We start from the raw sequence: 22,909 nt of genomic DNA on the forward strand, positions 1-22,909 counted from the left end.
CCCTACTGCCCGTAGAGGCCGGTCACGGTGTCGATGAGGGCGGCGAGACCTTTCGGGCGGGCGTCGCGCCACCAGGCCAGCCGCACGGAGATCCGCGGGCCGTCCTTCACCGGCCGGTAGACGACGCCCGGCCGCGGATGATGCTCGGCGGTCGCCTCGGCCGTCGTGCCGACCCCGCGGCCGGCCGCGATCGCGTCGAGCCAGGTGTCGACGTCCGCCGATTCGACGATGGTCGGCGCCCGCCCGTGTCCGAGCCAGAGGGCCTCGGTGGTGGTGCCGACGCGCGAGTCGGTGATGACGGTGCGCTCGGCGATCTCGGCCATGCGCAGTTGCCGTCGGCGGGTCCATTCGGGGTCGTCGGCGGCGAACGCGGCCAGGCGCCGTTCCAGACCGACGACGACCGACTCGAAGCGGCGGTCGTCGACCTCGCGGCGCACCACGGCGACGTCGCACAGGCCTTCGGCGAGGCCGGCGGTCGGTGAGTTGTACCGGACCAGTTCGAGGGCGATGGTCGGCTGCTCCCGCACCCACCGGCGTTGCAGGGGAGTGGTGTGCCGGCCGAGCGCGGCCCACGCGTAGCCCAGGCGGAGCACCGAGTGCCGGGTCTGCAGGAACTCGTCGAACCGGGTGGCCTCGGCGAGGACCCGCCGGGCCTGCGGAAGCATCTGCCTGCCGATGACCGTCGGCTCGCACCCGCGCGGGATGCGGCGCAGCAGCTGGGCGCCGACACCGCGCTCGAGCGCGGCGATGGTGCGCGAGACGGCGGCCTGCGAGACGTGCAGTTCGCTGGCCGCGTCGGTGAAGGACCCGAGCTCGGCGGCGGTCACGAACACGCGCAGTTCACGCAACGTCCAATCCATAACCTAAGCGTATGGCAGTGACGATATATGCACTAGGAGAATCACGGACCGGGTCCTAGCGTGAGACGCATGACCCAGTCCCACGATGTCGTCGCCCCGGCCGCCGGACCGGCGGTGCCGGAAGCCGCGGTGCGCGCCGATCCGTCCGGACAGGCGGCCGGGATCGCGATGATGCTGGGTAGCGCCGCCTCCGCGCAGACCGGCGCCGCGGTCGGTGCGCTCGCGTTTCCAGCGATCGGCCCGGTCGGGGTGGTGGCGGTCCGCCAGATGCTCACCGCGCTCGTGCTGGTTCCGTTGGTGCGGCCCCGATTCCGGGCGCTGACGAGAAGTCAGTGGTTGCCGGTCCTCGGTCTCGGCCTGGTGTTCGCCGTGATGAACCTGTCGCTGTACGCCTCGATCGAGCGGATCGGTCTCGGGCTGGCGATGACCCTCGAGTTCGTCGGCCCGTTGACCGTGGCGATCGCCGGTTCACGCCGGGCCCTGGACCTCGGGTGCGCATGCGTGGCCGCCGTCGGGGTCCTGGTGCTGACCAGCCCCGGTCCGGCCACCGACGTCCTCGGCATCAGCCTCGCGCTGGTCGCGGCGGCGGCCTGGGCGTCGTACATCCTGCTGAACCGCTCGCTCGGCCGGCAGCTCCCCGGCCTGCACGGCACCGCGCTCGCCTCCGCGATCACCGCCGGGCTGTGGCTGCCGATCGCGGTGGCCTGGTTCGCCTACCACCCGCCGACCCTGCACGCGGTGCTGCTCGCGGCGGCCTGCTGTGTGCTGGCCTCGATCATCCCGTACGCCGTCGACGCGCTCGCACTGCGCCGCGTCCCGACGTCGATGTTCGGGATCTTCACCTCGGTCAATCCGGTGCTCGCCGCGCTCGCCGGCTGGATCGTGCTCGGTCAGGCCCTCGCGCTGCACGAGTGGATCGGTATCCTGCTCATCGTCGCCAGCAGCGCGGCGGTCTCGGCCGCCTCCGCGGTCAGACGTCGAGTTCCCTGATCGGCCGGGCGGGCACCCCGCCGACGATCGTCTTCGGCGCCACGTCGCGGGTGACGACGGCCCCCGCGGCGACGACGGCGCCGTCACCGATCGTGACACCGGGCAGGATCGTGGCGTTCGCGCCGATCCAGACGCTGTTCCCGATCGTCACCGGCCGCGGCTCGGTGGTGGCGCGTTCGGCGGGATCCAGGGCGTGGTTGAGCGTCGCGATCACCACGTTGTGGCCGAGCAGGACGTCGTCACCGAGCGTGATGCCGCCCTGGTCCTGGAGCCGGCAACCGCTGTTGACGAAGACCCGCTCGCCGATCCGGAGGTTCTTGCCGCAGTCGGTCGTGAACGGCGGGAACAGGCGGAAGGAGCCGGGCACGGTGCGGCCGGTGATCCGTGACATGATCGCCACCCGCTCGTCCGGCGTCGTATAGCGGGTGTTGAGTTCCATGCAGAGGGCGATCGCCTCGTCGGCGAGGTCGTTCATCTTCCGCGCGAGATCCGTGCCCGGTACGGCGGCCCGTCCGGCGTCCATCTGCGCGCGGAATTCGTCGTCACTCATCATCATGCCGCCGACCGTACGACGTGCCGGCCGCGGCCCGGGAGACCTTCTCGGGACGGGTACCGGCAGAGACTCCCTCGACCCCGCGGCCGCGCCTACCGTGGAGTCCATGGACAACCGAGCCGAGGTCCGCGAGTTCCTCACGACGCGCCGCGCCCGGGTCCAGCCCGCCGCGGTCGGCCTGCCGGTCGGCACCAATCGCCGGGTCCCCGGCCTGCGCCGCAGCGAGGTCGCGGCGCTCGCCGGGGTGAGCGTCGAGTACTACACCAAGCTCGAACGCGGGGCGATCAGCGGGGCGTCGCCGGAGGTGCTCGACGCCCTGGCCCGGGCATTGCTGCTCGATGACGCCGAACGCGCCCATCTGTTCGACCTCGCGCACGCCGCCGGCCCGGTCGCCCGCCCGCCGAAGCGGCGCGGCCCGGCGTCGTGGACACCGCATCCCGGATTGCGGTGGGTGCTCGACGCCGTCACCGGCGGCCCCGCCTTCGTCCGGAACGGCCGGATGGACATCGTGGCCGCCAACCCGCTGGCCCGCGCCTTCTACCGCCACGTGTACGACATGCCCGGAACGCCGCCGAACATCGCCCGCTTCACTTTTCTCGACGAGCGGGCCCGGGAGTTCTACCCGGACTGGGAGTCGTTCGCCGGGATCACCGTCGCGATCCTGCGCACCGAGGCCGGGCGCGACCCGCACAACAAGGACCTGCACGACCTGATCGGCGAGCTCTCCACCCGCAGCGTCGAGTTCCGCAGGCTGTGGGGCGCGCACGACGTCCGCCACCACGGTTCGGGGTTCAAGACCTTCCGGCACCACATCGTGGGCGAGATGACCCTGGCCTACGAGGGCATGGCGATGGAGGCCGAGCCGGGACTCACCATCACGATCTACACCGCCGAACCCGGCTCGCCGAGCGCGGAGCGCATGCAGCTCCTCGCCAGCTGGGCGGCCACCGACCACCCGCGCCACACCACCGACTCCGAGGAGCTACCGCAGCGATGATTCTGACCGAGACCTACACCCTGTCGAACGGCGTGCCGATCCCCAAGCTCGGCCTCGGCACCTGGTTCATCGACGACGACGCCGCGGCCCGGGCGGTGCGCGACGCGATCGAGATCGGGTACCGCAACATCGACACCGCGCAGGCGTACGGCAACGAACGAGGAGTGGGCGAGGGAGTCCGCTCCGCCGATGTGCCCCGCGAGGAGGTCTTCCTCTCGACCAAACTCGCCGCCGAGATCAAGGACTACGACGGTGCCGTCGCCGCGATCGACGGTTCTCTCGCCATGCTGGGCCTCGACTACGTCGACCTCATGCTGATCCACTCGCCGCAGCCGTGGAACGACTTCCGCGGCGGCGACTACGCCGACGGCAACCGGCAGGCGTGGCGCGCACTCGAGGAGGCGTATGACGCGGGGAAGCTGCGCGCCATCGGCGTCTCGAACTTCCTGCGGGCCGACCTGGAGAGCCTGGCCGCCGGCGGCGGCACGCGGCCGCACGTGAATCAGATCCTCGTGCACGCCGGCAACACGCCGTCCGGGCTGATCGACTACTGCGCGGACACCGGCATCGTCGTCGAGGCGTATTCGCCGATCGCGCATGGTGCGGTCCTCGGCAGCCCGCTGCTGGCCGCGATCGCCGACAAGTACGGGGTGAGCGTCCCGCAACTGTGCATCCGGTACACCATCCAGCTCGGCACGGTGTCACTGCCGAAGACGTCGAACCCGGACCACATGCGCGCCGACGCCCAGGTCGACTTCGTGATCGGCGACGACGACATGGCGGCGCTGCGCGCGCTGGACGCGACCGACTACGGCGAGCACGCCGTTTTTCCGGTCTACAGCGGCAGGTGATACGGGCGTAGCATCGGAGGCCCGAGCGGAGAGGACCAGACGATGTCCGCACACCTGCGCCACACAGCCCTGCGTACCGTATCGATCGCCGCAGCCGTCGGCGCCGCCGCGGTGTTCGGCGTCGCCGGTCCGGCGTCGGCCGACGTCAAACCCGGTACCTACACCTCCACGACGTCGTCGTCGGGCGTGATCCTGCTCCAGCGGGACGCGCGCGTCGAGGGCCACGACCTGGTGCTGATCGGGCGCTACCCGATTCATCCGACGCGCACCGGTGGCTACGTCGACCTGTTCCCGGGCCATCGCGTGATCCTGATCAGCGACGGCCACGGCGGATACCACGGCCCGGCGTATCTCGGCGGTGCGGTGATCGGCTCGATCACCCTGACCCCGCACCGCCGCTGACCGGCGGCCCACACTGAGCGCCCGGCCGGCCGGGCGGGGGAGCGGCTGACCGCCGCCCCGTGAAGGTCAGCGCCGATCCGGCGGTTCTCTCGTGGCTCTCCGGATCCGTAAGCTCACGGGCAGAATGTCGTACTCCACCTGGCTGGCTCTGTTGTCAGCGTGCCTGCTGATCAGCTTCACCCCCGGTGCCGGCGCGGTGAACACCATGAACAACGCCCTGCGCGTCGGGATCCGCCGGGCCATCTGGGGGATCCTCGGGCAACAGACCGCGTTGCTCATCCAGTTGGTGATCGTCGCGGCCGGGCTGGGCCTGGTGATCGCCGGTTCGCCGACCGCGTTCGCGGTGATCCGATATTGCGGCGCGGCGTACCTGATGTACCTGGGTATCCAGCAGATCCTCGACGGCCGCCGGCCGGCCGCCGAGGTCGACTTCAAGGCGGGCCCGGCCACCCCGCGGTCGATGTTCGTGCGCGGAATGTGGGTCAACCTGCTCAACCCGAAGGCGATCGTCTTCCTGCTGGCGTTCATCCCCGGCTTCGTCCGGCCCGAACGCGACCTGCTGCTGCAATACACCATCATCGGCCTGACGATCGTGGTGGTCGACGTGCTGGTGATGTGGCTGTTCTTCGCCGTGGTGGGGAAGTCGTTCGCGCGCTTCGCCTCCACCGACTCCGGGCGGCGCGTCCTGGGCTGGATCTTCGGACTGCTGTTCATCGGCGTCGGTATCCTGCTGGTCGTGGTGTGACTAGGCCACTAGAGCGCGCCGTGCCGAGCGAGGCCACCAAGGCGTGATCATGCCGCCCCCTCGACCTGTACTGGCGGATCTGGACCGTGCTGGCGAATCTGGACGGTGCGGTTCAAGTAGCGCCAGTACGGTCCAGATCCGGCGGGTTCACGGAAGAACGCCAGCGGGGCCGACCTCGGCTCCACAGCGCGACAGGGCACGCGCCAGCGCATCGTCACCCGAATCGCACAGGCGCACAGGTCATCGCGCGATGACCTACTGCCGTCGGCGAGCCTCGGCAAGCGACTCGAACAGCCCCGACCACAGCGCCGGGGAGTCGTAGGCTCGTGTGCATGACGACCTCGCAGCACGACGGTCTTGGCGCAGCCGACATCATCGCGTTCCTGGCGACGACCGAGCCCGAACGCGCTCGGGAGTTCTACCGGGCGACACTCGGGCTACGACTGGTATCCGATGACGGTTTCGCGCTCGTCTTCGACGCCGCAGGCACCATGCTGCGGATTCAGAAGGTCGACGAGCACCGGCCACCGCCGTTCACGGTGCTCGGCTGGCGGGTCGACGACATCACCGAGGCCGTCGCGGCACTCTCGGCCCGGGGTGTCGAAATGGCCCGCTATCCGGGCATCGATCAGGACGGGTCCGGGATCTGGAACGCTCCCGGTGGCGCCCAGGTCGCGTGGTTTCACGACCCGGACGGCAACACCTTGAGCCTCACCGAGTTTCCCGGCCCGGACCGGTCGTGACCGCCGGGCGACGCAGCGTGTTCAGTGTGCGCGATCTCGCCTATCGCGAGCGCGAGTCGTTCGCGCGGTTCCTGCGCGAGTTGCCGGCGGGGGACTGGCGGAAGCCGTCGCTTTGCGCCGGGTGGACCGTGCACGACGTCGTCGCCCATGTGCTGAGTTTCGAGGAGCTGACGACGCCCGCGGTGCTGCGGCGCTTCGGGCGGCATCGGTTCCGGCTGTCGGACGTCAACGACGCCGGCGTGGCCGAGTATCGAGACTGGGAACCGGACCGGCTGATCGCACGCATGGAGTCGCACTTGGACCCGCGGGGCCTGACCACCGGATTCGGGTGCCGCGTCGCCCTGCTGGATGCGATGATCCACCAGCAGGACATCCGGCGAGCCCTGTCACGACCCCGGGAGATCCCTGCCGATCGGCTGATTCCGGCACTCGGCTTCGCGCGCTTCGCACCCCCGATCGGCGCCCACCGCCGGGTCCTCGGCTTGTCGTTCCGGGCCACTGACGTGGCGTGGAGCGCCGGATTCGGGCCGGAGGTCCGCGGGCCCGGCGAGGCGATCGTCATGGCCGTCGCCGGCCGCACGACAGCACTCGACGAATTGACCGGCGCCGGCCTGGACCGGCTGCGGCGCCGGTGCTGAACCCCCTGGGATGCCGGTACCGAGACGCCCGAGGATCAGCGCACCGCCGCTACGCCTTGGCGGCGGTGACGGCGGCGACCAACTGCTGCACGCACTCCTCGGCGGCCGGCTCGGTGCCGAGGCCGACGAAGAACGACCCCGGCGAATTGTTGTCGCCGGGGAATCCGGTGATCGAGATGCCGGGCTCGGAATGGCCGGCGAGCTGCTGCAACCGGGAGCCCTCCGAGATCGATGCCTCGCGCAACGGGAGAGTCAGTGCGCTCACGCCGCGCTTCGCACCGGCGGTCACGATCACCAGGTCGGCGCCGCCGAGCACCACGTAGACGTCGCTCTCCGGATCCTTGTCGGCGCGGTTGCGCAGATTCACGCTGTGCGTCGCCCAGACGGGTGAGTCGGCGGCGATCGTCAGCTGGTTCGCCTCACCGCACGACGTGACGGCGTTCAGGATCTCCGGCGGCAGCGCCGAGAGGCTCACGCGGGCGGTGCTGCGGCGATACATCGGCTTCATGCGCTGATCGTAAACGGCCGGATCACTCCTGGTCGGGGCCTCCGCCCCGGTCGGAACGTTCGAGTGAGTCCAGGGCACGGAGCGGAACACCGACCCACAGCCAGGCGAGGACCACGCAGGCAACGATCCCCGCGGCGGCGGCCGCCCACCACGACGCGGTGGCCGCGCGCACGACCAGCGTCGCCGAACCGGCGAGAGCGAGCGCGAGGGCGCCGAGACCGACCATCGTCTCCCGATGCGTCACCGCGACCACCCGCCGCAGACTGTGCCGCCGGAACAGCATCCGGTGCAGGGCGATCGGGGCGAGCAGGAACGCGACGGCGAGCAGCGCGGCACCGACGGTCACCAGGTAGACGGCGACCCCGGCGTCGTCCAAGACGTCGAACCTCGATTGGAAGGGCACGATCAGGAGGAATCCGGCGAGCACCTGCACCCCGGTCTGCAGGACCCGCAATTCCTGGATCAGCACCGACCAGTTGCGGTCGAGCCGCTGCGTCGCGGTCTCGCCGCGCGCCTGCTCGTCCCATTCGCGTTCGGCGCGGTCGCCGGGATCGGGACGCGCACGGAGCCGCCGCACCGTCGAGCGCAGACCCATCGAGCACCACCGACTTCCGTACGACTACCCGTCCGAGGATAGTCACGCATTCCGCGATTCCATCGGGGAGCGGAGCCGACCCATGCAACCCTCCGCATCCCGCGACGCCGGGCGCACCGGTCCGTAGCGTCGGCCCCACATGTTCGGCGACCGAGGGAGAATCCGATGCGCGCAGCCCGCTACTACGACCGAAACGACATCCGCATCGAGGACATCGACGAACCGGTTCTCCAGCCGGGCAGCGTGGCGATCGACGTGGCCTGGTGCGGGATCTGCGGCACCGATCTCCACGAATATCTCGAGGGCCCGATCTTCATCCCGCCGGCCGGTCACCCGCACCCGATCTCCGGTGAGGACGCCCCGGTGACCATCGGCCACGAGTTCTCCGGCACCGTCACGGCCCTCGGCCCGGGCGTCGACGACCTCGCGGTCGGCGACAGCGTCGTGGTGGAGCCGTACATCGTCGGCGAAGACGTCGACACCGGTCCCGGCCAGAACTACCAGCTGAGCAAGGACATGAACTTCATCGGCCTCGGCGGCCGCGGTGGGGGACTGTCGGAGAAGATCGTCGTCGAACGACGCTGGGTGCACCCGGTCGGCGACATTCCGCTCGATCAGGCCGCGCTCATCGAACCGCTGTCGGTCGGGCACCACGCGTTCGTGCGGTCCGGGGCCGCGGCCGGCCAGACGGCGATCATCGGCGGCGCCGGCCCGATCGGGCTGCTGACGGCCGCCGTGCTCAAGGCGGAGGGCCTGACGGTCTACATCTCCGAACTCTCCGATGCGCGCAAGGCGAAGGCCCGCGAGACCGGTGTCGCCGATGAGGTGTTCGACCCGCGCGACGGCGACGTCGCCGAGAAGGTGCGGGCCCTCACCGGTGGCCGCGGCGCCGACGTCGGCTTCGAATGCAGCTCCGTGCCGGTGGTCCTCGACATGCTGATCGACGCCGTGAAGCCGGGTGGTGTGATCGTCAACGTATCCATCTGGGGCCACAAGCCGCCCGTCGACATGCCGAGTCTCGTCCTGAAGGAGATCGATCTGCGCGGCACCATCGGCTACGCGAACGACCATCCGGCGACGATCGCCCTCGTACAGAGCGGCCGGATCGACCTCGCGCCGTTCATCACCGGTCGCATCACGCTCGACGAACTGGTCTCGAAGGGCTACGACCAGCTGATCAACAACAACGAAGAGCACGTCAAGATCATCGTGGACCCGCACGCCTGACCCGGCGGCCGCCCGGCCGGCGAACCTCTCTGATAGATTGACCTAACTGTCAATCAATCAGAATCGAGGTCCGCGATGCGAGTGATGGTTCTCGGTGGGGCGGGGGAGGTCGGCGCGGCCATCGTCGCCGCGCTGGCGGACGATGCGGAGATCGACCGGATCGTCGTCGCCGATCGCGACCTCGACGGCGCACGCCGCGCGGCGGTCCCGGCGCGATCTCGGGCGGTCGCCGTCGGTCTGGATCTGACCGATGACGACGCCCTGCGCGGAGCGCTCGACGGTGTCGACGTGGTGGCCAACGCCGCCGGGCCGTTCTACCGGTTCGGCCCGGCCGTGCTGCGCGCGGCGATCGCCACTGGCACGGACTACGTCGACGTCTGCGACGACCCCCATCCGACACTGGCCATGCTCGGCCTGACCGATGCGGCCCGCGACGCGGGTGTGACGGCGCTGATCGGCATGGGCGCCAGCCCCGGCGTCGCGAATCTCCTCGGACTGCTGGCCGGACGAGATCTCACCACCGTCACCGGCCTCGTCACGGGATGGAACATCGGTGCCGCGCACTCGGAGAACCACGGCGGCACCTCCGCGGCGCTGCGCCACGGTATCCACGAGATCGCCGGGTCGATCCCGTACCTGTACGACGGCACGATCACCGAGCGGCCCGCCCTGCAACCGGTCCACCTCGACTATCCGGGCATCGGGCCGGTGCGCGGCCTGTCGTTCGGGCACCCGGAGGCGGTCACCGGCCATCTCGCGTTTCCGGCACTCCGCACCAACATCAACGTCGCGGTCTGCGACCGGCTGACCGGCGGGGGACTGCGCGTACTGCGGGCCGCCGTCCGCCGCTGCCGGATGTCCCCGGAGGCCGCCGCCGCGGTGGCGGGCCGGCTGCAACGCCTCGTCCCGACCGAACCCGCCCAGCTCCTGCGGCGCGGCACGCCGCCGCCGATCTTCGCGGTCGCCACCGGACTGCGCGACGGCCGCGCCGACACGGTCGCGGTGGGACTGGCCCAGGTGCCCGGCTTCGACATGGCGACCAACACGGCGGTTCCGCTGGCGACCGCGATCCCGCTCGTGCACGCGGCGAACAAGCCGGGCGTCCACGTGCCGGAGACACTGCTCGACCCCGAGCAGTTCTTCACTCGCTACGCCCGGCGGTGCATCGGACAGCCTTCCGCGTCGGCGGTCGCGGTGACGACACGGGCGTCCGCGTCCGCCGCGGAGAACCGCGCGGCGCTGTCGGCGTCGCTCTTGACCGCCGCGCTCGCCGGGGCCGCATCGTCGTCGTCCGGACGGGCGATCGGGTAATCTCCGCACCATGTCGGCTGCTCACCGGCCCGTGGGCCGTCCGGACAAGACCGACGAGCGGACGGCTCAGATCCTGGCTGCGATGGCGGGGGTCGTCGCCCGCGACGGTCTCACCGGCGCGACGATCTCGAAGGTCGCCGAGGCCGCCGGCTTACGGCGAACGCTCGTTCTGCACTATTTCGGCAATCGGGACCGGCTGGTCGACGCCTTCCTCACCCAGACCGTCGCCGTGTACGGTACCGCGATGGTCAACATCGACCGTCTCACCACCGCACAGCTCATCGACGCGGTGTTCGAACCGGGCATTTATCACAGCGACCTGGACCTGGCGGTCTGGCTCGATCTCGTCGCGCTGGCCGCCCGCGACCCCGCGGTGCGCGACCGGCTGCACCGGCTGTGGCGGGAGAGCTGGCTCCCGGCGATCGCCGGCCGGATCGTCGCCCAGTTCCCGGGTACCGATGCGGAGCGGGCACACAGTGTGGCCTACGCGCTGGTCGCCGTCTTCGAAGGGCACTGGTCCCTCGTCGCCCAGGGGGTGCCGACCGCCACCGATACGGCCGCGGCGAAGTCGGCGGCCCACGCGCTCATCGGGACGCTGGCCCGGTGAGCGGGCGGTAGCGGAGAGCGACCGCGCCCGAGCCGAACTCGCGGCGATCCACGAGTTCCAGATGAAGACGCTCGCGCAGGCCGTCTAGCAGCGTCGGCCCGTGCCCGGCGACCACCGGCTGCACCACGAACTCGTACTCGTCGATCAGTCCCAGATCCGCCAGCGCCCGGGGGAGCGTCACACCGCCCACCCACAGTCCGGCGCCCGGTTCCTGCTTGAGCCGGTGCACCGCCTGCCCGACATCGCCGCGCACCAGTTCCGCGTTCCAGTCGACGGTGTCCAGCGTGCTCGAGACGACGTACTTTCTCGCCCGGTCGATGGCCTCGGCGAACGGCACTTCCCACTCGTCCATCCAGTCGGGCCACGTCCCGGAGGCGGGTCGCCGCCACGCCGACGCCATCATCTCGTAGGTCACCCGGCCGAACAGCAGCGCATCGGCTCGCCCCATCTCGGCGGTCCAGTAGCGCATCGACTCCTCATCCGGCGGAAGTCCCGCCTCGTGGTGGCAGCAGCCGTCGAGCGTGACGTTGATCGAGTAGCGAAGCGGTCTCATCCTCCCTACTCAACACCGGTCCGCGCCGGTGAGACCGGAGATCAGGCGACGTGCTCGGCCACCGTGGTGGTCTCGCCGATGGTCGCGGGCGCCGGCGTCATGGTCGCCATGAAGCCCAGGGCGTCGCGACGACCGTGCGCGGCGAGGCGGCGGCGCCCGCCGGGAAGGACACCGATCCCGGACTTCACCAGGTTCCTCGGCACGGCGATCGCGTGGTACCAGGGCAGGGTTCTCGTCGGAAGTCCCAGCGTCGCCATCGCCGACGGCCCCAGGAAGCCCGCGCTGATCGACAGATGCTGGGACCGCGCGATCCGGCGCCGCAGTTCCTGGAAGTGCGGGTACTGCCACTGCAGCGGGTCGTCCGCCATCGGCTGCGCGAGCCGCTTGCTGGTCTCGTCCGGTGTGGCCAGCGCGGCCGAGGTGTGCATGAGCAGCCGGAGGGCGTCGTGGAAGTCGGTGGGCAGCAGATCGTCGCGCACGCCGATCAGCCATCCCACATAGCGGGTGAGGTGGGCGATGGCCTGGTATTCGGACGGGCGGTTGATGAGGCCCAGGCCGATGCCGCCGACACTCGGCGCGACGAGGGCGCCCACGATGGTGGCCGCCATGTCGGTCTGATTGATGGGCAGGCCCCACTGCGCGTCGTCCCAGTCGGGCATGGCTTCGACGTGCCTGCGCACCATGGAGTGGATCAACCGGACGCGGATCGTCGACCGATAGCCGGGACCGAACTTGTCGAGGCCGCCGGGCGCGATCACGTCCATCGCCCACTGGGACGTCTCGGCGAACCGGGTGTTCGAGCCCTTCTCCAGGGCACCGGTGCGCAGCAGCGTCTGGTTGAAGCCGGCGAACTGGTAGCCGCCCAGAAGTGCGACGTCGCGGGCGATGTAGAGCCCGTCGGCACCGCCGGACCTCATGGTGGCCGCCGCGATTCGCAATCGTTCGGGCTCCACCCAGTCGGGGGTGGCTTCGAGGCCGGTGAACAGGTCGTGCAGCGGGGCGGGGGCGTCGGGCACCGAGTCGATGCCGTGCGCCAGTGCCTGCTCGAACAGCGGCCGGACGCTCTTGGAACCCTCCGCGGTCATCCAGTCGACGAAGCTGTCCATCAGCGGGTCGCCCACCATGAGCAGTTCGCCGAGCCGCTGGAACTCCGCGGCGTCGGGTCCGGAGATGCCGAGCATGCGGCCGACCACGGCGATACCGATCGGTACCGGCCGCGGGGAGGCGGGATGGCGTCGGGGAATGGGCTGCGTCATGTCTCGAAACTACCTCCGAAACCCACAGAATGGAACAGTCTTAGGCATTTGTTTCAACATGGCCGGGGGATCTGTCGGTGGCGAACGCTAGGGTGCCGTCACCGGCGCACGACGGCACCGGTGACCATGAATACACCGAGTGGGGGATGCGATGGCCGGCAAGGGGAAAGAGTCCAACGACGGTTGCTTCGGCGTGGTCGGGATCTTCATCCTGCTCGCGATCCTCTTCGCGATCCCCAAGACGGTGTGGCTCATCATCGGAGTGGCAGCCCTGGTCGGCCTCGTCGCCTGGATAGCGGTGCGCATGCACCGAGCCTCGGTGGCGGACCGGGAGGCTCGGGCTCTCGCCGCGGAGAAGGAACGCCGAGAACACATGCGCGACGACCGCCGCCGCCTGCTGGAGGACGTCGGCCGGAAGAACGCCGGCCGCATCGATGCGGCCGCCGCGGCGATCCAGAAGGTGAACCAGTCGGAGGCGGCCCGGGAGGGCTGGCTCGGCGACACGGACTTCTCGGCTGACCTCAGCGCCGTCACCGACGCCTTCAGGCAAGCTCGAGTCCTCCGGCGGACCGCCGACGAACTGAAGGCGCTCGACTACCAGAACGAGGACGACCGGAAACTCCTGGCCGGCGCCGAATCCGGCGCCGACCGGCTCGAAAGCGGAGCGAACGAGCGCGTCGAACTGATCCGCGGATGCGCCACCGAGGCCGCGCGAATCGACGAGTCACTCCGGCAGGAACGCGCGGATGCCCAGACCGCGGAGCAGCGGGCGCAACTGCACGCCCGGCTCAACGGCCTGCTCTACGGCATCGACGCGGCGCCGGCCACCGCGCGGACCGAATCGGCCGCGGATCGCGTGATGGCCCGAGTCCGCGGATACCAGGAGATCAGGCAGCAGATCCAGGCCGCCCGCGACCGGGAGCCCGGCTGACACCGCGGCCGGGTGCGATCAATCCGGGATAGCCGACATGTCCGGCACGACGATGCCGAAGATGTCGCCGATCATCGCCAGACCGGCAGCCTGGATCGCGCTCGAATCGACCTCGCCGGCGACGCCCGGCAGACTCCTGGTCGCCGTCGCGTTCGCCACCACCGTCGGCCGGTAGCCGAGGCTGAAGGCGCCGCGGGCGGTCGAGTTGATGCACACGTGCGTCATGAAGCCGGCGAGCACCAGATCCTCCACGCCGAGCGCTTTCAGCTGGGCGTCGAGATCAGTGGCGACGAAGGAGTTCGGGTAGTTCTTCACGATCACCGGCTCGTCACCCTGCGGCGCCACGCGGTCGACGATCTGGCCGATCTCGGCCTTGACGTCGTACGGGCTGCCCTCGCCGGCGTCGTGCATGATGTGCACCACCGGAATACCCGCCTCCCGTGCCCGCCCCAACAGTTCGGCCGCGGCGTCGATCGCCGGTTCGACCTCGTCGAGCCGCATCACGCCGCGCGTGTACGTATTCTGCAGGTCGACCATCACCAGAGCGGACTTGCCGAGCGACGCGGGGACGTCGGGCATGCCGGTGAGCGTGCGGAGAGTGGCGAGTTCGGACACGGAGACTCCTTCTCGGAGGACGAGCGGAAATGCTGCGGAAGCCCGACTGTAACCGCGGTCACGTTGCAGGCGGGTTGCACGACGACGCCTCACAAGCACGGCGATCCCGGTGGCCGCGTGCTGTGATCAAGCAATTTGATTCATGATTTCCTGAGTTCAGAATTATATGTACTATCTTCTCATGGACGTAGCAGTCAGCCATGGCGCATTGACCCGGTTCGGGCATGCGCTGTCCGATCCGACTCGGACCGGGGTGTTGTTGGCGTTGCGCGAGGGCCCCGGGTATCCGGCTGTCCTCGCCGAGCGGCTCGGCGTGTCGCGACAGATCCTGTCGAATCACTTGGCGTGTCTTCGCGGCTGCGGATTGGTGGTGGCGGTTCCGGAAGGGCGACGCAGTCGTTATGAGCTCGCCGATCCGCGAATCGGGAGCGCGCTCGATGATCTGCTGGGGCTGGTCCTGGCCGTCGATCCGGCGTGCTGTGATGACGCAGAGACTCAAGGGTGTTGTTGATGCGTCCTCTCGGTGGACGCACTGGCGCAGCGAGGCACCTGCCGGCTGCCGCCGGTGCACGCGGACCGGCCGTGACGGGGCGGTTCGATGGCTGACCTCTGTTGCGGGTCGCCGGACGAGCCGGCGACGACCGTCACCGACGACCTTCCGGGCCGAGACCTGAGCGCACTGTGGCACGTACGCGAATTGCGGTACGCGGCCGCGGCCGTGCTGCTGCTGGGCCTGGGATGGGTGCTCGGTCACAGTGATCTGCGAGGCGTACCGACTGCGCTGGAAGTGTCGGCCGCGGTCGTGGCCGGCGTGTCGTTCGTTCCTGGCGCGATCGCGGACTTGATCCGCCGCCGCCGCATCGGTGTCGGGTTGTTGATGACGATCGCAGCGGTCGGTGCGATCGCCCTGGGACAGTTCGTTGAAGCGGCGCTGCTCGGCATCCTGTTCTCGATCGCGGAGGGACTGGAGCATTTCGCCGTCGCGAAGGCACAGAGAGCGTTGCGGTCGTTGCTGGCGCTGGTGCCACCATCGGTGACGGTTGTGCGCGGAGACCGAGAAGTCACCGTGCCGCCGAGCGAACTGGTCCTCAGCGATGTCATGCTGCTCCGTCCTGGCGAGCGTGCGGCCACCGACGGCGTCATCCGTCGCGGGCGCACCAGCCTGGACCTCTCGGCGATCACGGGGGAGTCGGTTCCCGTCGAGGTCGGGCCCGGCGATGACGTGCATGCCGGCGCGATCAATGGCGGAGGCGCCCTCGAAGTCGAGGTCACCGCACTGGCATCGGACAGCTCCCTGGCACGGATCGTGCACATCGTCGAGCAGGCCCAGGAACGCAAAGGCGCGGCCCAGCGCATGGCGGACACGGTCGCACGCCCATTGGTTCCGGCGATCCTCGCGCTCGCTGTCGTCCTGTGCGGTGTCGGGGCGACGCTGGGGGACCCGCTGGTGTGGGTTGAACGGGCACTGGTCGTGCTCGTCGCGGCATCGCCGTGCGCGTTGGCGATCGCCGTTCCGTTGACCGTCGTCGCCGCTGTGGGTGCGGCCAGCAGGCACGGGGCGCTCGTCAAGGGCGGTGCCGCGCTCGAACGGCTCGGTCGTGTGCGGGTGATCGGGCTCGATAAGACCGGAACCTTGACCCGCAACGCTCCTCAAGTCATCGAGATCGTGACCGCCTGCGTTCGTGAGTCGGAGGTCCTGTGTGCCGCCGCCGCACTCGAGATGCGCAGTGAACACCCGCTCGCTCGGGCGATCGTTGCCGCGGCGCCGGAAGCCATCCCGGCCGCCGACGATGTTCTCGCGATTCCAGGTCAGGGCGTCACCGGCACCGTCTGCGGCTGTCCGACGAAGCTGGGCAGGCCCGGATGGATCGAACCGGGGCGATTCGCCGACGACGTAGTCCGGCTGCAATCCGCCGGCGCGACCGTCGTGTTGATCGAGCAACGGGGCGCGGTGATCGGGGCGATCGCGGTGCGTGATGAGATTCGTCCCGAGGCTGCGGAAGCGATCGCGGGCATCACCGATCTCGGGATCGATACGGTCATGCTGACCGGCGACAACGCTCGCACGGCGGCGGCCATCGGCGAACAAGCCGGAATCGTCGCGATCCATGCCGAGCTGAGTCCCGAGGACAAGGCGGCGTTGCTCACCCGAATCGGGGATGGTCGTACCAGTGCGATGGTCGGCGACGGCATCAACGACGCACCCGCGCTGGCGACCGCCGACGTCGGAATAGCGATGGGCGCCATGGGCACCGACATCGCGATCGAAACGGCCGATATCGCACTCATGGGCCAGGACCTACGGCACCTTCCACAGATCCTGGCGCACGCCCGGCGCGCCCGAACCATCATGATGCAGAACCTCGTACTCGCCATGCTGATCATCGGTGTTCTGATTCCACTCGCCGCAGCAGGCATCCTCGGCTTGGCAACCGTGGTCCTGATCCATGAGGCCGCCGAAGTGCTGGTGATCGTGAACGCGCTCCGCGCAGCGCGAACCGAAACAGGCCCAGGCCTGACCAGCACTCCGGTACACAGCGGCGGTACGCAGGTCAGTTCCGCTGGACAGCAGATCCCGTAGCGACGATCCCGTGGATACGCCCGGGCACAGGGCCGAGATCATCGAGACGTGTTGCCGGCGTCAGTCGTGTTGTTCGAGGAGTTCGATGGCGAGCCTGCGTGTCCGGTCGGCGATGTCGTCTCGGATCAGGCGCATACGCTCGATTCCGTGGACTCCGCGGAGGGACGGCTCGTCGGTGTCCCAGTTCACCACGGCTGCGCCGCGATGGTCGACGACCGCTTGGCGCCCGAGCGTGACGATCAGGTCGACGCGGTCGAGGAGTTGCGGGTCGATCGGCTTGGGTGTCTGGCCGGCGATGTCGATGCCGGATTCGGCAAGCACTTGCGCGGAGAGTGCGTTGATGACTGTTCCGGGTTCGGTGCCTGCGGAGTGGACTTCGACGACGTCGCCGGTGGCGTGCTTCATGAGCGCGGCGGCCATCTGCGATTTGCCGGCGTTCTTGACACAGACGAAGAGGACGGAGGGCGTCATGACGGGCTCCTCTCGGTGCGTGTCGAGGCGGCTTGGCCGGGCGGGAATCGGCGCCGGATGGCGAGGGAGACGTAGACGAGGGCGACGAGGACCGGTACTTCGATGAGGGGGCCGACGACTCCGGCGAGGGCTTGACCGGAGGTGGCGCCGTAGGTGCCGATCGCGACGGCGATCGCCAGTTCGAAGTTGTTGCCCGCCGCGGTGAAGGCCAGCGTCGTGGTACGCGGGTATCCCAGGCACAGCGCCGCGCCGAGGAGGTACCCGCCGGCCCACATGACGGCGAAGTAGATCAGCAGCGGCAGCGCGATACGCACGACGTCGCCCGGTCGGGACGTGACCTGGTCGCCTTGCAGAGCAAAGAGCACTGCGATGGTGAACAGCAGCCCGTAGAGGGCCAAGGGGGCGATCTTCGGCAGGAAGGCGGACTCGTACCAGTGGCGACCGCGGGTCCGTTCGCCGATCCGGCGGGAGAGGTATCCCCCGAGCAGCGGGATACCGAGAAAGACGAGGACGGACTTGGCGATCTGCCATGGCGAGGCCTCGATCGTGGTCTGGTCCAGACCGAGCCAGCCGGGCAGCACTGACAGGTAGAACCAGCCGAGGGCGGCGAACATGATCACCTGGAAGAGCGAGTTGAGGGCGACCAGGACGGCGGCGGCCTCGCGGTCGCCGCAGGCCAGGTCGTTCCAGATGATGACCATGGCGATACAGCGCGCGAGTCCCACGATGATCAGTCCGGTACGGTACTCGGGCAGGTCCGGCAGGAGCAGCCAGGCCAGGGCGAACATGAGGGCCGGTCCGATGATCCAGTTGAGGGCCAGCGAGGAGGCCAGGAGCCTGCGGTCCGCGGTGACGGTGTCAAGGCGGTCGTAGCGGACCTTGGCCAGTACCGGGTACATCATGATCAGCAGGCCGAGGGCGATCGGCACCGAGATGCCGTCGGCTTCGATCGCTTCGAGGCCGGTGTCCAGTCCGGGGACGAACCGGCCCAGGAGCACGCCGGCGACCATGGCTGCACCGATCCAGACCGGAAGGAATCGGTCGAGCGTGGAGAGCCTTCCACTGACCGTCGATGTCTGGGGCTCAGCGCTCATGAGGCGGCGTCGCTGGTCTGGGGGAGCAGGCTCGCGGCCACGGTGTGCAGCGCGTCGGGAACGACGCGGTAGTACACCCAGGAGGCCCGCCGCTGTGAGACCAGCAGACCCGCATCACGCAGCACTTTGAGGTGATGAGAGATCGTCGGCTGCGAGACGTCTACGGCCGGGGAGATGTCGCACACGCACGCCTCGCCACCGTCGTGGCCGGCGATCAGACTCAGCAGCTGGAGCCGAACGGGGTCGGCGAGCGCCTTGAACACTGCCGCCAGATCGCGGGCTTCCTCGGGTGTCAGCGGCTCACGGATCCGTGGCGAGCAACGCACCACGTCGGCAGCGTTCACCAATTGATTCGACATCCATCTATATTGATAAATATCGAATCAGCCGTCAATTCGGGATGTGCGCCGAGGTCGCGCGGATCAGCCGGCCGTCGGCGTGCAGCACGGGGCCGCGGCCGATCCGGAGTCGTTACCGCAGCAGCCTTCGTCGGCCAGGAGCGGCGGCGCCTGGCCGAACTCCTCGGCGTCGGCGAGGACGGTGTAGATCTCCCAGGGTTCGCCGTCGGGAGCGGTGACCCACACCTTGTCCTGGGCGGCGAAGCAGCAGGTGGTGTTGATCTGCTCCTCGGTGAACATGCCCGCTCCGGAGAGTCTGCCGATCTCGGCATGCACGGTCTGGCTGGAGTCGACCTCGATGCCGAGATGGTTCAGGCTCCCGCCCTGGCCCGCGTTCTGGATCAGCACCAGTTTCAGCGCAGGCTCTTCGAGGGCGAAGTTGGCATAGCCGGGCTTGATCTTCGCCGGGGTTGCGTTCAGCAGGGTGCTGTAGAAGCCGATCGCCGCCTCGAGGTCATCGACGTTCAGGGCGAGTTGAATGCGGGACATGACCCATCCTCCAATAATTCGACGTATGTCGAAGTGCTTCGACGGGTCCGTTCTAGTCCATATTTCGATATATGTCAAAATATTGGTAGAGTGTGTTCATGCCGAGGTCGTTGCCCGTGGTGGATGTGAGTGCCCCGATCTGTTGTTCGCCGATCGGGGCCGGCCCAGTGAGCGAGGTTGACGCACTGGCGCTGGCGCTGCGGCTGAAGGCACTGGCGGATCCGGTGCGGATCCGGTTGCTGTCGCTGCTGATGAGCGCCGGTAGTGACCAGATCAGTGCCGGCGCCTTGGCGGAGTCGGTGGGGGTGTCGGCGGCAACGGCGTCGCACCATCTGGCGCAGTTGCGCAACACCGGCCTGGTTGCCTCACAGCGACAGGGGGTGCACGTGTTCTATCAGGCCGAGAGGGCCAACCTCGAGGCGTTGCGGACGGTCTTGGCGACGTGCTGCTGAACAGCGGAAAGGCGTGGCGGCCGGCGGACGACCCCGCCGGCGTGGCGAGCCCAGTCGAGCCCAGGTTTCGGCCGCGTCTTCGGCGCATCGGGCGGCGACTCGGTAGCTGCATCCCAGAACGTCGAGGTCCGGGCCTTCGCAGTAGGTGCATGATCGTGTCGACGAATTCCCGGGTTCCGGGAAGAGTCAGACGGAGGTCGAGGTGGTACACCAGGCAACCCTACTGAATACCCTGCATATCCGATTACTGCATATAGCACTTAGTGGTCGCCGGAATGACCCACTACGCAGCAGTTCGTCGTGAGGTTGCCCCCGTTTCGTGGACATCCTGATCGCCAGTTTCGTGCTGGCAGGAGAGGATGGACCCATGGGTTCGAAGAGGAAGAGTTATACGCCGAAGTACCGGTATGATGCTGCGCGTCTGGTGCTCGATACTGGGCGTACGACCGCTGAGGTCGCCCGCGAGATCGGAGTCGGCGAGGCGGTGCTGGGTCGCTGGGTCGCTAAGGAACGCGCCGAGATGGACACCCCACCTGAAGCACTCGATGTTGATGAACGCGCCGAACTCGAACGGCTGCGGACCGAGAACGCTGAGCTGCGGATGGACCGGGAGTTCTTAAAAAAAGCAGCCTTGGACTCAACCCGTCAGTGCAACACCAGCAACCGAGGTGGGAAGGTGTGGCAATGGCGAAGATTGGGCGTCCGGGACTGCCGTCGGATCGGCGGCAGCAGGTGTGGGAGATGTGGAGGGCGGGCAGTTCGATCAGTGAGATCTCGCGTGAAGTCGGGTCCCCGCCGGGTTCGATCTTCTCGATCTTGCTGCCGTTCGGCGGGATCTACCGGCCTCCGCAGCGCCGTCGACCGGGCTGCCTGACGCTGGCCGATCGGGAGGAGATCTCGCGGGGTCTCGCCGCTGGCGAATCGGCCCGCGCGATCGGGCGGCGTCTCGGTCGCCCGGCTTCGACCGTCACCAGGGAGGTGGCCAGAAACAAGGGCCGTCGCCGCTACCGCGCCGTCGATGCCGACGACCGCGCCTGGCGCCGCGCACGACGGCCGCAGCGGAGCCGGCTGGCGAAGAACCCGGTGCTGCGCTGCTACGTGGCCGCTCGCCTGCGCGACGACTGGTCGCCGGAGCAGATCGCCGGCACTCTGCGACGACGCTACCCGCCGGGGCATCGGATGCGGATCAGCCACGAGTCGATCTACAAGTCGGTGTTCATCCAGTCTCGTGGCGTGCTGCCGAAGGACCTGCAGAGACACCTGCGTACCCGTCGGCCGATCCGTCGCAGCGTGCACAACACCGTCGCTGGGCAGTGGCGCTCGCGGATCATCGATGCGGTCTCGATATCGCAGCGCCCCGGCATCGTCGACGAGCGAGTCGAGATCGGGCACTGGGAGGGCGATCTTGTCTGCGGCAGGCACTGGAGTCAGTGCGCCACCCTCGTCGAGCGGGTCACCGGCTACACCGTTCTCGTGCAACTCGACAACAGGGAGGCAGGCACTCTCACCACAGCGCTCGAGCAGGTGATGAACCGTCTGCCAGGCCAGGTCCGGCGGACCTTGACATGGGACCGCGGAATGGAACTCGCGGGCCACAAGCAGGTCAGCACAACGACCGGAATGCGCGTGTACTTCGCCGACCCACACAGTCCCTGGCAGCGGGGCACAAACGAGAACACCAACGGACTGCTTCGGCAGTACTTCCCGAAGGGCACCAGCATGGCCGGACTGACCCAGACCGACCTCGACGCCGTCGCCGACAAGCTCAACACCCGCCCCCGCAAACGGCTCGGTTACCGCAGCCCCGCGGATATGATGGCACCACTGTTGCACTGACGGGTTGAGTCCAAGGCAGCCTTCTTTGCCTCGGAGGAGTCGAACGTGCCGAAGCGTTCGCGATGATCGAAGCAGAGAAGGCCACCTACACCGTTGCTCGCTGCGCACGCCTGCTTGGTGTGTCCCGTTCGGGGTACTACGCATGGCGTGACCGCAAGCAGCAACCAGCCGGTCCCCGGCAGGCACGTCGGGAAGAACTGGCGGAGAAGATCGCGGCGGCGCACGAGGCGTCTGACGGAGTGTACGGGTCGCCGCGGATCCTCGCGGATCTGCGTGCCGACGGTGAGACTGTCTCGCGTAAGACGGTGTCAAAGATCATGCGCCACAGCGGGATTGAAGGCGTCAGTCCCCGTTCGTGGCGACCGGTGACCACGATCGCCGATCCGAGTCCGCACGCGGTCCCCGACCTGGTCGGGCGGCAGTTCGACCGCGGCGGGTTGAATCTGGTGTGGACTTCCGACATTACGTATCTGCACACGGGTGAGGGTTGGCTGTACCTGTGTGCGGTCCGCGACGGCTGCTCGAGAAGGGTGATCGGATACGCGTTTGCGGAGACCTTGCACACCGATGTCGTCGAGACCGCGCTGCGCAACGCGCACACCTTCCGGGACCCTGCGACCGGGCCGCTCGATGGCGTGACATTCCATGCCGACCGTGGCTGTCAGTACACCTCCGAACAGCTCCATACCGTCGCCGGCGAGCTCAACGTGCGCCTGTCAGTCGGGCGGACCGGGGTGTGCTGGGATAACGCTCAGCAGGAAAGTTTCTGGTCGACCCTCAAGACCGAGTTCTATCAGCGGCACACCTTCGACACCCGGATCGAGGCCGTCGCAGCGGTGAGTCGATGGATCGACGCGGTCTACAATCGCAGACGCCGACACAGTTCACTGGGCTACATTTGCCCAGTCGACTTCGAGGCGGACATGATTACCGGAGCGACCAGCAAGGCCGCTTAACCGATGTCCACCAAACGGGGTCAACCCCAGTCGAACTAGGGGTTGACCCGTCATATACCGGTGAACGACACTTCAACGGTCGACGCGCCCCGCAGGCGACCGATCCGCTCGGCCTCCGAGCTCTGTCGACGACGCGTGAATACTGACCCCCAGACGACGGGTGAAAGTTGACCCCCCTCGTCATTCTGGAGGGATGATTTCAGTGGAAGACTGGGCCGAGATCCGTCGGCTGCACAAGGCGGAGGGGTTG

At 68.6% G+C, this 22,909-nt stretch carries 26 protein-coding genes and 2 pseudogenes; 17 read left to right on the forward strand and 11 right to left on the reverse strand.

Features of this window, described 5'->3' with window-relative positions; all coding sequences use genetic code 11:
• Positions 1 to 2: 2 nt before the first annotated feature.
• Positions 3 to 860, reverse strand: coding sequence for a LysR family transcriptional regulator (locus tag ACSEEN_RS17810; RefSeq protein WP_440713909.1), 858 nt, complete (start codon positions 858 to 860; stop codon positions 3 to 5).
• A gap of 69 nt (positions 861 to 929) precedes the next feature.
• Between ACSEEN_RS17810 and ACSEEN_RS17815 the strand changes: the two genes are divergently transcribed.
• Entirely contained in the window at positions 930 to 1,850 is a 921-nt protein-coding gene (locus ACSEEN_RS17815; protein WP_440713910.1) for an EamA family transporter, read from the forward strand.
• On the opposite strand, the gene ACSEEN_RS17820 is transcribed toward ACSEEN_RS17815, so the two are convergent.
• Positions 1,831 to 2,400 (reverse strand): DapH/DapD/GlmU-related protein, encoded by a 570-nt coding sequence (locus ACSEEN_RS17820; RefSeq protein ID WP_440713930.1) that lies wholly within the window; start codon positions 2,398 to 2,400, stop codon positions 1,831 to 1,833. The two genes, ACSEEN_RS17815 and ACSEEN_RS17820, sit on opposite strands and share 20 nt — an antisense overlap.
• Positions 2,401 to 2,509: 109 nt before the next feature.
• Between ACSEEN_RS17820 and ACSEEN_RS17825 the strand changes: the two genes are divergently transcribed.
• The 6 genes from ACSEEN_RS17825 to ACSEEN_RS17850 all read left to right on the forward strand — a co-directional run bounded on the left by ACSEEN_RS17825 (position 2,510) and on the right by ACSEEN_RS17850 (position 6,779).
• Positions 2,510 to 3,400 carry a helix-turn-helix domain-containing protein gene (locus ACSEEN_RS17825; protein ID WP_440713911.1) on the forward strand — a complete coding sequence of 297 codons (891 nt, stop codon included), beginning with the start codon at positions 2,510 to 2,512 and terminating at the stop codon, positions 3,398 to 3,400.
• Positions 3,397 to 4,251: an aldo/keto reductase gene (locus ACSEEN_RS17830; protein ID WP_440713912.1), complete on the forward strand. Its 855-nt coding sequence runs from the start codon at positions 3,397 to 3,399 to the stop codon at positions 4,249 to 4,251. The genes ACSEEN_RS17825 and ACSEEN_RS17830 overlap by 4 nt, the downstream gene beginning before the upstream one ends.
• Before the next feature lie 42 nt (positions 4,252 to 4,293).
• The gene (locus ACSEEN_RS17835) at positions 4,294 to 4,653 is read left to right on the forward strand and encodes a hypothetical protein (protein WP_440713913.1); all 360 of its coding nucleotides are present in this window, start codon (positions 4,294 to 4,296) and stop codon (positions 4,651 to 4,653) included.
• Between the two features lie 124 nt (positions 4,654 to 4,777).
• Complete coding sequence (locus ACSEEN_RS17840) at positions 4,778 to 5,398, forward strand: LysE family transporter (protein WP_440713914.1); 621 nt, start codon at positions 4,778 to 4,780, stop codon at positions 5,396 to 5,398.
• A 332-nt stretch (positions 5,399 to 5,730) separates the two neighbouring features.
• On the forward strand, positions 5,731 to 6,141 hold the full coding sequence (locus ACSEEN_RS17845; protein ID WP_298444499.1) for a VOC family protein: 411 nt from the start codon (positions 5,731 to 5,733) through the stop codon (positions 6,139 to 6,141).
• Positions 6,138 to 6,779 carry a maleylpyruvate isomerase family mycothiol-dependent enzyme gene (locus tag ACSEEN_RS17850; RefSeq protein WP_440713915.1) on the forward strand — a complete coding sequence of 214 codons (642 nt, stop codon included), beginning with the start codon at positions 6,138 to 6,140 and terminating at the stop codon, positions 6,777 to 6,779. The genes ACSEEN_RS17845 and ACSEEN_RS17850 overlap by 4 nt, the downstream gene beginning before the upstream one ends.
• Before the next feature lie 49 nt (positions 6,780 to 6,828).
• Here ACSEEN_RS17850 and ACSEEN_RS17855 read toward each other — a convergent pair whose 3' ends face one another.
• Positions 6,829 to 7,287, reverse strand: a complete 459-nt coding sequence (locus tag ACSEEN_RS17855) for a hypothetical protein (protein WP_440713916.1) — start codon at positions 7,285 to 7,287, stop codon at positions 6,829 to 6,831.
• Positions 7,288 to 7,309: 22 nt separating this feature from the next.
• Positions 7,310 to 7,882 carry a DUF6328 family protein gene (locus ACSEEN_RS17860; RefSeq protein ID WP_440713917.1) on the reverse strand — a complete coding sequence of 191 codons (573 nt, stop codon included), beginning with the start codon at positions 7,880 to 7,882 and terminating at the stop codon, positions 7,310 to 7,312.
• A 165-nt stretch (positions 7,883 to 8,047) separates the two neighbouring features.
• Between ACSEEN_RS17860 and ACSEEN_RS17865 the strand changes: the two genes are divergently transcribed.
• From ACSEEN_RS17865 to ACSEEN_RS17875, 3 genes are all read left to right on the forward strand, one after another.
• A complete protein-coding gene (locus tag ACSEEN_RS17865; protein ID WP_247867816.1) occupies positions 8,048 to 9,109 on the forward strand; it encodes a 2,3-butanediol dehydrogenase in 1,062 nt (353 codons plus the stop codon).
• A 75-nt stretch (positions 9,110 to 9,184) separates the two neighbouring features.
• Positions 9,185 to 10,420, forward strand: coding sequence for a saccharopine dehydrogenase family protein (locus ACSEEN_RS17870; RefSeq protein ID WP_440713918.1), 1,236 nt, complete (start codon positions 9,185 to 9,187; stop codon positions 10,418 to 10,420).
• A gap of 10 nt (positions 10,421 to 10,430) precedes the next feature.
• Entirely contained in the window at positions 10,431 to 11,027 is a 597-nt protein-coding gene (locus tag ACSEEN_RS17875; RefSeq protein WP_440713919.1) for a TetR/AcrR family transcriptional regulator, read from the forward strand.
• On the opposite strand, the gene ACSEEN_RS17880 is transcribed toward ACSEEN_RS17875, so the two are convergent.
• Both ACSEEN_RS17880 and ACSEEN_RS17885 read right to left on the reverse strand, forming a co-directional pair.
• On the reverse strand, positions 11,005 to 11,580 hold the full coding sequence (locus ACSEEN_RS17880; protein ID WP_440713920.1) for a dihydrofolate reductase family protein: 576 nt from the start codon (positions 11,578 to 11,580) through the stop codon (positions 11,005 to 11,007). The genes ACSEEN_RS17875 and ACSEEN_RS17880 overlap by 23 nt on opposite strands.
• Before the next feature lie 41 nt (positions 11,581 to 11,621).
• A complete protein-coding gene (locus tag ACSEEN_RS17885; RefSeq protein WP_440713921.1) occupies positions 11,622 to 12,836 on the reverse strand; it encodes an oxygenase MpaB family protein in 1,215 nt (404 codons plus the stop codon).
• A gap of 151 nt (positions 12,837 to 12,987) precedes the next feature.
• Here ACSEEN_RS17885 and ACSEEN_RS17890 point away from each other — a divergent pair, with 151 nt between their 5' ends.
• Positions 12,988 to 13,767, forward strand: a complete 780-nt coding sequence (locus tag ACSEEN_RS17890) for a hypothetical protein (protein WP_440713922.1) — start codon at positions 12,988 to 12,990, stop codon at positions 13,765 to 13,767.
• An 18-nt stretch (positions 13,768 to 13,785) separates the two neighbouring features.
• On the opposite strand, the gene ACSEEN_RS17895 is transcribed toward ACSEEN_RS17890, so the two are convergent.
• The gene (locus ACSEEN_RS17895; RefSeq protein ID WP_440713923.1) at positions 13,786 to 14,382 is read right to left on the reverse strand and encodes a cysteine hydrolase family protein; all 597 of its coding nucleotides are present in this window, start codon (positions 14,380 to 14,382) and stop codon (positions 13,786 to 13,788) included.
• Between the two features lie 181 nt (positions 14,383 to 14,563).
• On the opposite strand from ACSEEN_RS17895, the gene ACSEEN_RS17900 reads away from it, so the two are divergent.
• Positions 14,564 to 14,893: an ArsR/SmtB family transcription factor gene (locus ACSEEN_RS17900; RefSeq protein ID WP_440713924.1), complete on the forward strand. Its 330-nt coding sequence runs from the start codon at positions 14,564 to 14,566 to the stop codon at positions 14,891 to 14,893.
• Between the two features lie 87 nt (positions 14,894 to 14,980).
• Positions 14,981 to 16,963 carry a heavy metal translocating P-type ATPase gene (locus ACSEEN_RS17905; RefSeq protein ID WP_440713925.1) on the forward strand — a complete coding sequence of 661 codons (1,983 nt, stop codon included), beginning with the start codon at positions 14,981 to 14,983 and terminating at the stop codon, positions 16,961 to 16,963.
• A 60-nt stretch (positions 16,964 to 17,023) separates the two neighbouring features.
• Here ACSEEN_RS17905 and ACSEEN_RS17910 read toward each other — a convergent pair whose 3' ends face one another.
• The 4 genes from ACSEEN_RS17910 to ACSEEN_RS17925 form a co-directional block, all read right to left on the reverse strand.
• Positions 17,024 to 17,434 carry an arsenate-mycothiol transferase ArsC gene (locus ACSEEN_RS17910; protein ID WP_247867805.1) on the reverse strand — a complete coding sequence of 137 codons (411 nt, stop codon included), beginning with the start codon at positions 17,432 to 17,434 and terminating at the stop codon, positions 17,024 to 17,026.
• On the reverse strand, positions 17,431 to 18,528 hold the full coding sequence (gene arsB, locus ACSEEN_RS17915) for an ACR3 family arsenite efflux transporter (protein ID WP_440713926.1): 1,098 nt from the start codon (positions 18,526 to 18,528) through the stop codon (positions 17,431 to 17,433). The genes ACSEEN_RS17910 and arsB overlap by 4 nt, the downstream gene beginning before the upstream one ends.
• Complete coding sequence (locus ACSEEN_RS17920) at positions 18,525 to 18,887, reverse strand: ArsR/SmtB family transcription factor (RefSeq protein WP_440713927.1); 363 nt, start codon at positions 18,885 to 18,887, stop codon at positions 18,525 to 18,527. The genes arsB and ACSEEN_RS17920 overlap by 4 nt, the downstream gene beginning before the upstream one ends.
• Positions 18,888 to 18,950: 63 nt before the next feature.
• Positions 18,951 to 19,415: an ArsI/CadI family heavy metal resistance metalloenzyme gene (locus ACSEEN_RS17925; RefSeq protein WP_440713928.1), complete on the reverse strand. Its 465-nt coding sequence runs from the start codon at positions 19,413 to 19,415 to the stop codon at positions 18,951 to 18,953.
• 98 nt (positions 19,416 to 19,513) lie between these two features.
• Between ACSEEN_RS17925 and ACSEEN_RS17930 the strand changes: the two genes are divergently transcribed.
• From ACSEEN_RS17930 to ACSEEN_RS17945, 4 genes and pseudogenes are all read left to right on the forward strand, one after another.
• The gene (locus ACSEEN_RS17930) at positions 19,514 to 19,867 is read left to right on the forward strand and encodes an Rv2640c family ArsR-like transcriptional regulator (protein WP_247867801.1); all 354 of its coding nucleotides are present in this window, start codon (positions 19,514 to 19,516) and stop codon (positions 19,865 to 19,867) included.
• A gap of 367 nt (positions 19,868 to 20,234) precedes the next feature.
• Positions 20,235 to 20,447, forward strand: a pseudogene (locus ACSEEN_RS17935) (transposase); the annotation flags it as partial.
• A 104-nt stretch (positions 20,448 to 20,551) separates the two neighbouring features.
• Positions 20,552 to 21,703, forward strand: coding sequence for an IS30 family transposase (locus ACSEEN_RS17940; RefSeq protein WP_440713929.1), 1,152 nt, complete (start codon positions 20,552 to 20,554; stop codon positions 21,701 to 21,703).
• 56 nt (positions 21,704 to 21,759) lie between these two features.
• Positions 21,760 to 22,659: pseudogene (locus ACSEEN_RS17945) on the forward strand (IS3 family transposase); the annotation flags it as partial.
• Positions 22,660 to 22,909 lie beyond the last annotated feature (250 nt).

It is taken from the genome of Gordonia marina, assembly GCF_052036135.1.
GTDB lineage: Bacteria > Actinomycetota > Actinomycetes > Mycobacteriales > Mycobacteriaceae > Gordonia.